Annotated in this window: 8 protein-coding genes; 2 read left to right on the forward strand and 6 right to left on the reverse strand. The window is 54.4% G+C overall.

Annotated features, from left to right (window positions below; translation table 11 throughout):
* Positions 1 to 19: 19 nt before the first annotated feature.
* From ABA45_RS06480 to ABA45_RS06500, 5 genes are all read right to left on the reverse strand, one after another.
* Positions 20 to 685, reverse strand: coding sequence for an HAD-IA family hydrolase (locus ABA45_RS06480; RefSeq protein WP_048384808.1), 666 nt, complete (start codon positions 683 to 685; stop codon positions 20 to 22).
* The gene (ubiG, locus tag ABA45_RS06485; protein ID WP_048384809.1) at positions 675 to 1,427 is read right to left on the reverse strand and encodes a bifunctional 2-polyprenyl-6-hydroxyphenol methylase/3-demethylubiquinol 3-O-methyltransferase UbiG; all 753 of its coding nucleotides are present in this window, start codon (positions 1,425 to 1,427) and stop codon (positions 675 to 677) included. The genes ABA45_RS06480 and ubiG overlap by 11 nt, the downstream gene beginning before the upstream one ends.
* Positions 1,428 to 1,487: 60 nt before the next feature.
* On the reverse strand, positions 1,488 to 2,828 hold the full coding sequence (locus ABA45_RS06490; protein WP_048384810.1) for a TRZ/ATZ family hydrolase: 1,341 nt from the start codon (positions 2,826 to 2,828) through the stop codon (positions 1,488 to 1,490).
* 122 nt (positions 2,829 to 2,950) lie between these two features.
* On the reverse strand, positions 2,951 to 5,131 hold the full coding sequence (locus ABA45_RS06495; protein WP_048384811.1) for a carboxy terminal-processing peptidase: 2,181 nt from the start codon (positions 5,129 to 5,131) through the stop codon (positions 2,951 to 2,953).
* Between the two features lie 189 nt (positions 5,132 to 5,320).
* Positions 5,321 to 7,816 (reverse strand): DUF349 domain-containing protein, encoded by a 2,496-nt coding sequence (locus tag ABA45_RS06500; protein ID WP_048384812.1) that lies wholly within the window; start codon positions 7,814 to 7,816, stop codon positions 5,321 to 5,323.
* A gap of 189 nt (positions 7,817 to 8,005) precedes the next feature.
* On the opposite strand from ABA45_RS06500, the gene ABA45_RS06505 reads away from it, so the two are divergent.
* Entirely contained in the window at positions 8,006 to 8,479 is a 474-nt protein-coding gene (locus tag ABA45_RS06505; protein WP_048384813.1) for a regulatory protein RecX, read from the forward strand.
* Positions 8,480 to 8,506: 27 nt separating this feature from the next.
* Here the strand turns inward: ABA45_RS06505 and mltF are convergent, their stop codons facing one another.
* Positions 8,507 to 9,958 carry a membrane-bound lytic murein transglycosylase MltF gene (gene mltF, locus ABA45_RS06510; RefSeq protein WP_406564662.1) on the reverse strand — a complete coding sequence of 484 codons (1,452 nt, stop codon included), beginning with the start codon at positions 9,956 to 9,958 and terminating at the stop codon, positions 8,507 to 8,509.
* 333 nt (positions 9,959 to 10,291) lie between these two features.
* On the opposite strand from mltF, the gene purL reads away from it, so the two are divergent.
* Positions 10,292 to 14,197, forward strand: a complete 3,906-nt coding sequence (gene purL / locus ABA45_RS06515; protein ID WP_048384815.1) for a phosphoribosylformylglycinamidine synthase — start codon at positions 10,292 to 10,294, stop codon at positions 14,195 to 14,197.
* The last annotated feature ends 316 nt before the right edge of the window (positions 14,198 to 14,513 follow it).

The raw sequence follows: 14,513 nt of genomic DNA on the forward strand, positions 1-14,513 counted from the left end.
TATCGGCATATAACGACTACTATTGTAACAGCTTTGCGAGTTCGCTGACGCTATCGACGGTATAGTGGGAACCCCATAGATCCGCTTCTTCTGGCTTCTCGATATAACCGTAGCGCACGGCGATGGTGGTCATGCCAGCGTTAATACCGGCGTCTATGTCGCGCTTGTGGTCGCCCACATAAATAGCTGTTTGAGGCCGTACATTCACTTCTTTGCAGGCCAGAAACATCGGTTCCGGGTGAGGTTTGCGCTGGCTCACGTGGTCTGGGCAGATTAGGGTGCCACAGCGTTCCGTCAGACCTAGGGCGGCCACCACGGGCGCAGCGAAACGCACCGGTTTGTTGGTCACTATGCCCCAGGGAATAGCCCGCTGCTCCAAATTGCGCAGCAAGCTGTCCATACCTTCGAACAGGCAGGTGTCTATGGTCATGCTCTGTTCGTAAAGGTCGAGAAATTCGGTGTGTTTCTGTTGGTAGCCGTGATCGTCCGGCTCTAGCCCAAATCCTACACGAACCATCCCACGAGCGCCGTTCGATACCATGCAGCGAATATACGGCACCGGCAATTCAGCAAGGCCGTAGGCAGTGCGCATGCGGTTTAGAACACGGACAAAGTCCGGCGCGGTATCAATCAAGGTGCCGTCCAAATCAAACAGCACTGCTGAGGGAGTCAGTTCAGGCTTCACGGGTATCCTTTGCATGCATCATATAATTGACATCAACATTGCGGCCAAGCTTGTACACCTTGGTCAACAGGTTATAAGTCATTCCGGTCAGCTCACGAATATCCAGGCCGACATTGCGTAGGTGGTCTGACATTTCTGACGGACGAATGAACTTTTTCCATTCGTGGGTGCCTTTGGGCAGCAGGCTCAACACGTATTCAGCCCCGATAATGGCAAATAGAAACGATTTCGGGTTGCGGTTGATGGTAGACACAAACAGATGGCCACCGGGTTTTAGCAGGCTGGCGCAAGCGCGAATGACCGAGCCCGGATCTGGCACGTGCTCAAGCATTTCGAGACAGGTAACAACGTCGTATTGGCCGACGTGCTGTGGGTCGCGGGCCAGTTCTTCCACGGTAATTTTTTGATAGTCGACTTGAACACCACTTTCCAGCCCGTGCAGGCGCGCCACGCTTAGCGGTGCTTCGCCCATATCGATACCGGTCACGTGGGCGCCACGGCGGGCCATGCCTTCTGATAGCAAGCCGCCGCCGCAGCCAATGTCGATGACTTTTTTACCGGGCAGAGACACGCGTTCGTCGATGTAGTTCAGGCGCAACGGGTTAATGTCATGCAGGGGTTTAAATTCGCTGGTGGGATCCCACCAGCGGCTGGCCAGTGCTTCAAATTTGGCGATTTCGTTACGATCCACATTACGGTTCAAGTTGGAGTCTGAAGGGTGATCTGAATTGGGAGTAGTCATGTTTGCCTGCCTGGTGATGCGATTTGGATACGGTTACACAAAGCTCGTCGTGTGGCCATTTTAACCGGCTTTATAACGCCCAATGCGTTCAGCCCAGTCTGCCACGCGCAGCATAAGGTCGGGTACATCAATGCGTGTTAGTTCGCCATTTTGTACCTGTGGCACTCCGTTGATCCAGCTGTGGCTGACAGCACGACCGTGCAGGCTGTAAACCAGGTGCGAAGCAGGATTGTATACTGGCTGCAAAAACGGGTCGCTAAGATCAACGGCAATGATATCGGCGCACTTGCCGGCCTCCAGTGAACCCAGATCTTGTTCCCGGCCCAAGGCTTTTGCGCCCTGCAAGGTGGCCATGCGCAGTGCTTGGTGAGCTGAAAGCGCGGCAGGGTCACCGGCCAGATGTTTGGCCATCATCGCGGCGCTACGCAGCTCGCTGAACAAGTCTAGGTCGTTATTGCTGGCAGCGCCGTCAGTGCCTATGGCGACATTAACGCCAGCTTTGCCCAGGCGCTGGACAGGACATTGGCCGCTGGCCAGTTTCATATTGGATTCCGGGCAGTGGACAACGTGGGCGCCGCTGTGCAATAGGTGTTCGATGTCGCTGTCATCAACTTGGGTCATGTGTACGCACTGGGTGTCTGGCCCCAGCACGCCCAGCATCGCCATTCGGCTGACTGGGCGCTGACCTGAGTGCTGTTCGGCGTTTTGCACTTCTAGCGCGGTTTCGTGTAGATGGATCTGTAGTTTTACGCCGGTCTTTTTCTGCAAAGCGACGGCGCCAGCCAGTGTGTCATCGCTAGCGGTATAGGGCGCATGGGGGCCTATGGCGGGCATAATGAATTCATCGCCCTGCCAGGCATTGATCAACTGCTCGCCCTTGCGCAGGTATTCTTCCGGACCACTGCCCCAGCAGGTGGGAAAGTCTAACAGCGGAAAGCAGATTTGTGCCCTCATGCCGGCATCAGCGGCGCATTGGGCGGCAATCTCAGGGAAAAAATACATATCCGAAAAGGTGGTAGTTCCGGTGCGCAGCATTTCCGCCATGGCCAACTGGGTGCCATCGGCAATAAACTGCTCGCACACAAATTTGCCTTCCAATGGCCAGATGTGGTCGTTCAGCCAAGCCATTAGAGGCAGGTCGTCAGCGACGCCGCGGAAGAGCGACATGGCGGCATGGCCGTGCAAATTGATGAGCCCTGGCATCAGCACATGATGCGGCAGATCCAGAGTTTCGCGGGTGCGGTAATGAGTGTCGGCCTCGGCCTGGGGCAATACTGCAACAATATAACCGCTATGTACAATCACCGCGTGGTGATGCCAAACCTGATCCGCCGGTTCGATGGGAATCACCCAGCGGGCGTTGATACGGGTATCAGCCGCGATAATAGTCTCTGCCGTCATGAATCAGCCTTTCAGGCGGAGCGCAGTGAACGGCGCACCGGCAATAGGTATCAGCGCTTTGGCGGCCGCGGTGTTGAATTCCACCGCAGCCGCCACAGCGGATACGTTCGGTTAGAACCCGATTAGAGCTCGGTTGACGCCTGTGCAGTTTGTGCTTTGGACGTTAGCGGCGAGCCCATCGCCGGCAGCGCGGCCGTGCGGCGGTCCAGTTCAAGCATGTCTGCCATAATTTGGCCGCCTTCGCGGATAACAAAATCCGTTTCTTCATCATTGGATTTCAGGTCAGCAGCTTGCAAGTCCTGCCAATCGTCCAGCTCTTCCATGGAGTCGAATGGCGTTTCGCCGATCAGTTCACGGCGGGCGTTGGCAATGGTCAGCCGGGTGCGTTCGATTTGTTTATGCTGTTGCTGGCGTTCGTCCATATTCAGGCTAACCGAGTTCTGCTGGCGTTGCTGTTTCAGAAAGTCGATTTCCTGTTGTAATAAACTAAACTCTGGGCTGGCGTCAAAGCGCTTGTCGTGGCGCAGGCGCAATTCGTCAATTATGTTGCTAAAGTCAAAATATTGGGTATGGTCAACTGCGTCAATTTGGTCCCAGGGTAGGGCATGGTCCAGCGCATCTTCTCCAATAAGAGTGTTGTCGATGCGCGACGGAATTTCGATGTCGGGCATAACGCCTTTATGCTGGGTTGAGCCGCCGGAAACCCGGTAGAATTTGGACTGAGTGATTTTCAGCTGGCCGTGATTCAACGGCCGCACTGCTTGTACAGTGCCTTTGCCGAAGGTTTGAGAGCCTACGACCAGGCCGCGGCCATAATCCTGAATGGCGCCGGCAAAAATTTCAGACGCAGATGCGCTCATTCGGTTTACCAGCACCACCATTGGCCCTTTGAAGGCAACATCCGGGTCTTCATCGTTTAAAATCTGCACGTCGTTATTAGCGTTGCGAATTTGTACGGTTGGGCCGCTGTCTATAAACAGTCCCACCAGATCGTTGGCTTCGTGCAGGGCTCCACCGCCGTTGTTGCGTAGATCAATGACCAATCCTTCAACACCTTCAGCCTGAAGCTCCTCCAACAGTCTGCGCACATCGCGGGTGGTGCTTTTGTAGTTGCGATCGCCGGCCTGCATGGCTTGGAAGTCGGCGTAAAAGGTAGGAATGGTGATGGCGCCGACCTTATAGCTTTGACCGTTGCGATCGAGCTCTATCACTTTTTTGCTGGCGCTCTGTTCTTCCAGCTTGACCTGATCGCGCTTGATAGCGATGGCTTTGGTAACGGTTTCATCGGCCGCGCCAGACGGAATGACTTCCAGAGTGACCACGGAATCACGCGGTCCGCGGATTAGATCGACCACTTCATCCAGACGCCAACCGATCACGTTGACAGGCGTTTCGCCTTCTTGGGTGACCGATACAATCCGGTCTGCGGGTTGCAACTGACCTTGCTGAAATGCTGGGCCACCGGGAACCAATCGCACCACTTTGGTGTATTCGTTGTCTCCTTGCAGTACAGCACCGATACCTTCCAGCGAAAGGCTCATATTAATGTTGAAGTTCTCGGAGGTGCGCGGTGAAAAATACGACGTGTGTGGGTCCCACATGCCGGCAAAGGCGTTCATGTAGGCCTGAAACGCATCTTCGCTGCGGGCTTGGTAAGCGCGCTTGAGCTGGGCTTCGTAACGCTGCCGCAAAGTGTCTGTTAGGGTGTCGTCGTCGCTACCGTTCAGGCGTTGAGCCAGCACGGCATTTTTGATGCGTTTGGTCCATAGTTCGTCTAGCCGGACACTGTTAGCAACCCAGTCGCTGTCAGAACGGTCTAGCAATATGCTGTCGTTGCCGCCGAAGTCTAAGTTGCCAACGCCTTGGTCCAGCAAGTTCAGAGCAAAATGCAGACGCTCGATGATTCGTTTTTGCACTAGATTGTAAATGTCGAATCCTGGCTGCAACTTACCGGTGCGCAGGGCCGAACCCAAGTGATCTCGAATATCGACGAAACCGTCCAGATCGTCTTGGGTCAAATAGACCTTCTGACCGTCCAGATATTTCAGATACGTGTCGAAGATGTCGCCAGACAAATCATCGCTAACCCGTAAGTCGCGAAAATGAGTGAACTGAAGTTGCCTTGCAATCAGTATGTTGGCTCGCGCTTGATCGATGGTGGGCGTAACCGGCTGATAGCTTTGGAGCGACTCGCTGCTGGCGGCGGCCCCGAAAGACACGGAAAGCGAAATCGCGAGCGCCAACGCTTTTACGTGCTTGCTGCGGGCTACGCGCTGTGAGCAAAGTCTTTCCACAATGGACATAGAACCTACCTAACCGAGTTAAATGCTGGTGGTCGCGGTCAACATACTCAACCAGCGACTTGTTTAATGATTGTAGGCAAGCGTTACACGCCTGGCTATAGATGTACCTTTGCGCCAAGTGACAATCCATTCATCACTATTACGGCGCAAAGGTGTATGCGGATGATTGTGTCTGCTTGCGCAGAAACCTTAAACCAAGCTTTCAAGCGCATTTACCATGCGTTGTTCCAGCTCTTTGGAGGCGGCGGCGGAGGCCGGAGCCAAGCACCATAATGCTACCAGCTTTTCGGCATCTGTGAGTGGGCTGGTCGATTGTTCGGCGGCGCCAATACTCTGTGCCAGTCGCTGCACCTGAATCTCCAAGCGTTTACGCTGGTCTGCTGCGGGTGACGGCTGGTCGGCGAGTATTTCGGTACGGATAGCCAGTTCCTGAAAATCGATGGGCTGATCGAGCTGATTAAACTTTGTCCATTCCAAGGGAACGTCGGTTCTATCGATAGGAGCTTGGCCGCGGGCCTGAATGCATCCGGTCCATTGTTGCAGGCGAGCAATCAGTTCTTGCCGCTGTTTGGCTGTGTGCAAGCGCTGGCGCACATCGCTGTAGCGGTCGCGGGTGCTGGTAGACAGCGCTTCTGGATTGTAGATGGCCAGTTCGGTCCAGATGGCGTTGAGTTCATCGCTGTTTGTGCTTGCACTCAGGGCCTGGTCGGCGCGTTCCAAAATGTTGGTTACTTGCTCATCGGCTGCCATAACGGCTTGCTTTTGGCGGCTATTTTCTTGTTCACGACGGGCAAAAATGGCGTCGCAAGCTTGGCGGAATGCCTGCCAGAGTTTGCGGTCTTCGCGATGACGGGTAATCCCGATAGCCTGCCAATGGCCTTGTAGTTCCTTGGCTTGCGCCATGGCGTCGGTCAGCGGTTCGGCGCTGATCAGCTCTTCAGCGCTGGTAACGATGGCCTGCTTTAGAGCTTCGTTGCGCTGCCGTTCATCGTTCAGTTTAGCGTCCAGCTGTTTCAGTAACTCGTCGAACTTTTTTTGTAACGGACGATTGTCGCGGAATTCTACCGGCCATGCGGCCTTCCATTCCTGGCGTGCGGTTTGATGAATACGCTCGGTCACTTTCCAGTCAATATTAGACCAGTCGGCCTGAGCTACAAATTCCTGCAGTTGTTGGCAGATCAGTTGGCGTGTGGCCAGGTTGGCATGCTTTAGATCGGATTTTGCGGCGAAGTAAGCTTTGCATGGTTCGTAGGCGGCATCGGACGCCTGCCTGAAGCGTGCCCATAGCAACCTGTCAGAAGAGCCGCCCAGGTTTTTCCATTCTTCTTGCAGCTCTTTGATGTGAGTCGCCTTGGCTTCTGGATCAATAGGCTGCTCTGCCAGGTGTTCCATTTGTTCGCACAGTGCGATCTGCTTGGGTGTGGTGGCAAAGCCCTGCCAGTCGCTGAGTTCGTTACACTGGCCTTGTAGCAATTGAGTGCGCGCAAAAAATGGTTTCTGGTGCCGGGAATCGAGTTTTTTGGAAATTTGCTGGACGTTTTTTAGTAGCTGCTTGGCGGGCTTCAGCTGTTTGTTCTCGAGTGCGCTATCAAGCTCCGTAAGGAGCCTGTCCAGATCTGCTGAAAGGCTGTTCTGACGTGGCAAGTCTGGCTGTTCGACCGGTTCTGCTTTCTTGCGTTGTTTAGCCAGCGTCTGTAACACAATGATGGGCTCGGGCCGCGGAAACGTCGTTGGCCAGTCCAGTATGACGAGCAGGGCTTTGGCCTGTTCTGCTGTCTCAACGCCAAGCTCTGCATCATCTATGGTTCCGTCACCTGGAACTGCGTTGGTCGCCAGTTTGGCGATTTGTTCTTGCACCTGCGTAAGCCGCTCGTGTGCTTCTACATAGGCGCGCAGAGCGGCGCTGGCTGTGTTGTAGCGGCTTTGCTCGGGTGCGCTAACGTCGGTATTTTCACTGGCTTCAAGCCAGCGGTTGAGCTGGGTTTTCAGCAGTGCGTCCAGAGCTGTCAGCGTGGGCGGCTCGCGGGTGTCGTCGATTTTTAATTGGATCAGCGTTTCGTCCAGTAGCGTCAAGGTTTGCTTGCGCTGGTCGAGTTTTTCATCCTGTTGCTGTTTTTGTAGCTGCTGTTGCTGCCCTTGGCGAATGCGTTCACGGCACTGATGGGTAGCGCCCAGAAATTCTGTAATCTGCTCGTTACTCGCGTCAATCTCTACGCTTTTCCACTGTTTGATCAGCGTGTCCAGACGTGGCTCGTACAGGGTGTTGTCTTCACTGCGGGCTTGGTCCTGCGCTTGTTGAATCAGCTGCTGTCGCTTTTCCTCCAGTTCATTCTGTGCGGCTTGGACGTCGCGCAGCTGTTGAAGCGTTTGGCGGACTATTTGGAAAACCCCTTTGTCCCGGCCTTTCGCCTGGCGGATAACGTCGTGTAGCAAGTCTTCGTCGCGCAGGTCGCTGGCGGCACGGCTGCGAACTTCAGCGGTTAATCCGCCAATGGCCAGCTCTGCAAGTTTTGTTTGTGCTGGCATGCCTTGTACGGCTTCGAGCTGCTTCGCAATCCGGGCGTCGCGATCCTCTTTTGCAGATTTTGCAGCCTCCGCCTGCTGAAGCTGTTTGTTGACCGCCGCTGCGGGTGTTTTCAGCTTTGTTGTACGGGATTTGAACAATCTGCGAAGAAGTGCGGCCATGGATGTTTTCCTTAAAGTATCTTTCTGGTTGATACCAGTCTGCGGTGTCGGGCAAAGTGTGCCGCTACCGTTCTTCAGCACCCGTTGAGGTTGGCGCTGGACGCTTGGATTTCTAGGTACAAAGCTACCGGGCGTATAGAACGCGAGCGCTAGTCTAGCGTTTTGTGAAGCGATGCGGAAATAGATGTCATGGCAAAATCTGAAAATGATCAGGATGACGATTATAAAGCCCGCTCTGTGGCGCTGCGCCTGCTGGCCCGGCGTGAACACAGTCGGCTTGAACTTACTCGTAAGTTGTTGCAGCGTCAGTTGTCAAAAGCGGTTATTGAGACGGTGCTGGATGACTACCAAGAGCAGGATTGGCTGAGCGATGAACGCTTTGCCGAAGCCTATGCGCGGCAGCGTATTGAGGCGGGTTACGGTCTGTTGCGCATAACGGGTGAATTGATGCAACGTGGCGTGTCTGAAAATGCTGACACTCTGCAAACAATGAGCTCGGAAGATTGGTGTGACCAGGTCGTACGACTGCGCCGTAAGCGATTTGGGTTGTTAGATTTGCGCGGCCAGTTGGAGGAACGCTTGCGCCAGATGCGTTTCCTCCAACGCCGTGGATTTACTCATGAACAGATTAATGCTGCGCTGGATGCGGTAGAGCCGGCATGAATGCTAAAGGCACGGAGTTTCGAAAGATCAAAGCGTAGGTGGTACGTCAGTCAATTGCTCTGGTAAAGCGGCTTGAATTTCTGGCGCGGCCATCAGTGCCTCGCCATTGTTGCCAGACGGTGTTGAGGAGTCATCGGCTAAAAGGGTATCTGGTGTTGCAGCGGGTTCGGTCATGCGCACCAGGACATCGTAGTAGCGGCGGATGTTCTGTACATAGATCACTGGCTCGTGGCCGCGGGCATAACCAAACTTTGTTTGGCTGTACCATTCTTTTTGCGTCAGCAGTGGCAGAAATTCTTTTACATCCAGCCAGCGATCCGGATTCCTTCCTGCCTGTTCGGTCAGTATGCGTGCATCCTCCAAGTGGCCAAATCCAACGTTATAAGAAGCCAGAGCAAACCAAGTGCGGTCGGGCTCCTCAATACGGTCGGGAATCTGGTCATGCACAATATTTAAATACTTGGCACCGCCGCGAATGCTCTGCTCAGCACTGAGGCGATTCTTGACGCCCACGTATTTTGCCGTTGAGCGAGTAAGCATCATCAGTCCACGGACGCCGGTGGGCGAGGTTGCTCGAGGTCGCCAGTGGGATTCTTGATAACCAATGGCTGCCAGAAGCCTCCAGTCCATGGCAAATTGGTCGGCGTAAGTGCGAAACAAGCTTTCATATTTCGGCAGGCGTTTCTCGGTGTGGCGCACAAATGTTAACGCGCCAACGTAGTTCAGCCGGTCCAGATGACCGTAAAAACGCTCGGTGATCTGCTCCATGGTGCCGTCTTCGGCAAGCACTCCAAAGAATTGCCCTGCAGCATCAATCAATGACCGGTCCTGCATTGCAGGAAACAGCCAGGCCAGTTCACGAGGCGGACCCAGCGGTATCGCTTCTTTCACATCGGGAAAAAAAACGTGGTTCAGCGCCAGTTCGTTGGATGACACCACCGCGTATGGCAACTCACCGGTTTCGACCCGTGCCAGTAAACCGGCGGCATCCAGGCCCGGGTGAACCTGCCAGGACAACTGAGGGACATCAATTCGCGCCTCTTCTAGTTGTGGTTCGTGATTGCTGTCGGCCACTATGTGCAATGTTTTTTCTGCTAAATCGGCAAGAGCTTCGGGCTTGGGAGAATCGCGGTGATACACCACCACTGACTCTACTTCTATACCAGTCGCCAGTGCCCGCATCTGACCTTGGAACTGTTTTTGCCCTGATAGCCCCGCTAACCCTATGTGGGCGAAGTCTTGGGCCAGCACAGATAGAATTTCGGTGTTGTCTTCGGCAACGCGAATCCTAAGCTCTACGCCCAGGTGTTCTGCGAATAGCTGCACCAGTTCGTAGTCATAGCCGGTGGGACCGTCGCGACCTTTGTAGTAAATTGAGGGTGCAACCCGGGTAATGACATGCAGTACACCTTCGGCTTTGATTTGTTGCAGGGTTGTTGGCCGTGAGCAGGCACTCAAAACCAAGGTAAACGCCAGCATTGCTACCATGGCTGAGCCCCGGCGGACTCGCTCGGGCAACGATAACCCCCGCCGGGAAGCGAGCTGCAACTGAGTGTTTGCCGGCAAATTCGTTATCTCCGTAGGGTTTCAAGCGGATGAGCGGCCAATTTCTGATTGTCTGTCTTGGTGCCGATAGGTTTTTGCAATCATCTACGTTGTGCGTGGTCCGGTCAATTAAAGAGCGATCAGCGGCATCCTTGATGGCGTTGTTTAGTAAGGTGCTGGATCGCTGTATCCCAGAGGCGCTTTCGAGTATGATGCGCGTTCAAAATGTCTCCCAAACCCCCGCTACGCGCGATACAGGTTGCTACCATGCTTGAACTTCGCGGCGCACCAGCGCTATCACCTTTTCGTTTCAATAAATTGCACGCCTGCCTGAAAGGCAGTGTCCCCGAAATTGACCATGTGTACGCCGAGTTCATGCATTTTGCCGATTTGGATGGCGACTTGTCTGACGCGGAACAGGCGATTCTTGATCGCCTGTTGAGTTACGGCCCAAGCGTGTCCGTAGAGCAGCCCGAAGGCGTACTGTTTCTTGTGGTTCCCCGCCCTGGCACGCTTTCGCCCTGGTCATCCAAGGCAACCGACATTGTGCGCAACTGTGGCTTGCGTCACATTCTGCGTATTGAGCGGGGTATTGCTTACTATGTCCGTTCGGCGAAGAAGTTAAGCCTGGAACAGCGGGGAAAAATTGCGGCGCTTTTGCACGACCGCATGACAGAAAAAGTATTTCACGAGATGGGCGGCGCCGAGTTGCTGTTCAGCCACGACGAACCTCGCGAGTTGGGTCGCGTGGGTATTCTTGCCGGCGGACGTAAAGCACTGGTGGACGCCAATCGTCGCTTGGGTATGGCGTTGGCGGACGACGAGATTGATTATCTGGTGGCTGCGTTCTCTGATCTGAAGCGTGACCCCACAGACGTTGAATTAATGATGTTCGCTCAAGCTAATTCCGAGCACTGTCGCCACAAGATTTTCAATGCGTCTTGGGACATCGACGGCAAAAAACAGCAGAAATCTCTGTTCGAGATGATTCGTAACACCTACGAAATGAACAGCGAAGGCGTGTTGTCTGCTTACAAAGACAACGCCTCTGTTATTGCCGGGAGCCGTGGGGGCCGCTTCTTCCCGGATTCGAATACCGGTGTTTACAGCTACAATCAGGAAGACATACACATCCTGATGAAGGTGGAAACCCACAACCACCCTACAGCGATTGCACCATTTTCTGGAGCTGCCACGGGCGCCGGTGGAGAAATCCGTGATGAAGGCGCAACCGGGCGTGGTTCCAAGCCAAAAGCCGGCTTGAGCGGGTTTACCGTTTCTAACCTGAATTTGCCGGGCGACATCCAGCCCTGGGAAATTGGTTATGGCAAGCCAGATCGTATTGCCTCCGCGCTGGACATCATGATTGAAGGCCCGATCGGTGGCGCGGCTTTTAATAACGAATTTGGCAGGCCAAACCTCACGGGCTATTTCCGTACCTTTGAAGCCAAGGTTGCAGGCCCTGCAGGCGAAGAAGTGCGCGGTTACCACAAGCCGATCATGATTGCCGGCGGCCTGGGCAACATTCGAGCCGAGCATGTTGAGAAAGGCCACATTCCTGTAGGCGCCAAGCTTATTGTTCTGGGTGGTCCGTCTATGCTGATTGGCCTTGGCGGCGGAGCGGCATCCTCTATGGATTCTGGCTCCAGCAATGAAAATCTGGATTTTGCCTCGGTACAGCGTGGCAATCCGGAAATGGAGCGCCGTTGTCAGGAGGTGATTGATCGCTGCTGGCAGATGGGTGACACCAACCCGGTTTGCTTTATTCACGACGTTGGCGCCGGTGGCTTATCAAACGCCATGCCGGAGTTGGTGAAAGACGGTGGTCGCGGCGGTAAGTTTGAGTTGCGTGAAATTCCCAGCGACGAGCCGGGTATGTCGCCGCTGGAAATCTGGTGTAACGAGTCCCAGGAACGTTACGTTATGGCCGTGGCGCCAGAAAACCTGGAGTTGTTTGATGCGCTCTGTCGTCGTGAACGTTGCCCTTATGCGGTGATTGGCGAAGCCGCTGAAGAGCACCACCTGGAATTGGCGGATTCGTACTTCAATGATAAGCCGGTCGATCTGCCGATGGATGTGCTGTTTGGCAAGGCTCCGCGTATGCATCGCAGCATCACTCGTTCGTCATTTACCAAACGCTTATTCGATTCCACTCGGGTGGACTTGCACGAAGCGATTCGTCGCGTGTTGCGTTTGCCGTCGGTGGGTTCCAAGAGTTTCCTGATTACCATTGGCGACCGCACCATTACCGGGCTTGTAGCACGGGATCAGATGGTGGGTCCGTGGCAGGTTCCAGTTGCAGACGTAGCGGTAACCGCCAGTTCCTTTGACGTGCGCAGTGGCGAAGCTATGGCCATGGGCGAACGCACGCCGGTTGCCGCGGTCAACGCGCCGGCATCTGGCCGAATGGCGGTGGGTGAGACTCTGACCAATCTGGCTGCGGCGCCTATCGCCAAGCTGTCAGATGTGCGCTTGTCAGCAAACTGGATGGCAGCGGCTGGTCACCCTGGGGAAGATGAGAATCTTTATGAAACCGTGCGGGCGGTGGGTATGGAGCTTTGCCCAGAGTTGGGTATTACCATACCCGTTGGCAAAGATTCGATGTCCATGAAAACCGTGTGGGAAGAAAGTAGTGGTGAGCAGAAAAGCGTTACGGCGCCACTTTCGCTGGTGGTCAGCGGCTTTGCGCCGGTTACCGATGTGGGGCTGACACTAACGCCGGAGCTTCAGCTGGACGTTGGCGATACCGATCTTATCCTGATAGACCTCGCTGCAGGCCAGAACCGCCTTGGCGGTTCTGCGTTGGCCCAAGTATATGGCCAAGTTGGCGCAATAGCGCCGGACCTGGACGATCCGGAAGATATGAAAGCGTTTTTTGCGGTGATTCAAGGCCTGAACGCTGACCGAAAACTGCTCGCCTATCACGATCGCTCGGATGGCGGCCTTTTTGTCACTCTGGTTGAAATGTGCTTTGCCAGTCGTGCCGGTATCGACATCAAGCTGGACGGAGTGGCGGAGGATGCCTCGCAGTTCGCCCGCGAACTGTTCAACGAAGAATTGGGTGCGGTGATTCAAGTGCGCCGCGACGATACCGAATTCGTGCTGCAGCAGTTTTCCGCAGCTGGACTAGGCAACCATACAATTGTTATTGGTGAGCCGACTTCGGAGGCTCGTGTACAGATGAGCTTTAACGGCGAGTTTGTAGTGGATGAGCCGGTGCTCGATTTGCAGCGCCTTTGGAGCGAAACCAGCTTCCGTGTTCAATCGTTGCGCGACAACGAAGACTGCGCACGGGAAGAGTTTGACAACCTTCTGGATGCCAAAGACCCGGGTTTGCAGGTAGTAACCACGTTTGATATCAATGAAGACATCAGTGCGCCTTTTATCAACATTGGTGCGCGACCCAAAGTAGCCGTGTTGCGAGAGCAGGGCGTAAACGGCCACGTTGAAATGGCGGCGGCGTTTGATCGTGCCGGTTTCACCGCTGTTGACGTACACATGAGCGATTTGTTGTCTGGTCGAATGTCACTGGAAGGCTTCAACAGCCTAGTGGCTTGTGGCGGCTTTTCGTTTGGTGACGTTTTAGGCGCCGGCGGAGGCTGGGCCAAATCCATACTGTTCAACGATCGTGTGCGTGACCAGTTTGCGGCTTTCTTCAACCGTCAGGACACCCTGGCTCTGGGCGTGTGTAACGGCTGTCAGATGCTGTCTAGTCTGCATGAGCTGATCCCTGGCAGCGAAGGCTGGCCGCGCTTTGTTCGCAATCAGTCAGAGCAGTTCGAGGCGCGCCTGGCTATGGTGGAGGTGTTGCCTTCACCGTCGGCCTTCTTCGAGGGAATGGCAGGTTCGCGTATGCCTATTGCCGTCGCACACGGCGAGGGCCGGATCGAGTTGAGCAGCGACATCTCGTTGGCGTCGCTGGCAGAAAGCGAACAAATCGCTTTGCGCTACGTCGACAATTACGGCGCCGCTACTACACGCTATCCGTTTAATCCTAACGGTTCTGAGGCTGGCGTGAACGGTTTCACAACTCGTGACGGCCGGGTAACGATCATGATGCCGCACCCGGAGCGCGTATTCCGCGCAGTACAGCATTCCTGGCAACCAAAAGGTTGGGACGAAGACGCCCCGTGGCTCCGGATGTTCCGTAATGCGCGGCGCTGGTTTGGCTAAGTTGTTGGTGTAAAAGCCGGGCTTTTGTCAGCTTTGTTAAAGGAGCTGGCGGATGCCCGGTTTTTTTTGCCTGAAATTTGTGTTGTTTGGGGATATCAAGAGAAAAAACTGCATAATTTTCAAAAAAAACTCTTGACTGGTAAATTTTATGCACATTTTCGGGCATTCACTGTATGTTCTGTAAACAACCCCATGATTTATCATGATAATTTCAGTAGTCAAATTTAAGTAGTTGATAAATAACGATTATTTTTAGTCGGCGATTTTGTCACCAATCTGTCTTAAAGGCAGTAATGGCGGGGTTTTTGGGGCGCTA

The sequence above is a fragment of the Marinobacter psychrophilus genome (genome assembly GCF_001043175.1).
Lineage (GTDB): Bacteria > Pseudomonadota > Gammaproteobacteria > Pseudomonadales > Oleiphilaceae > Marinobacter > Marinobacter psychrophilus.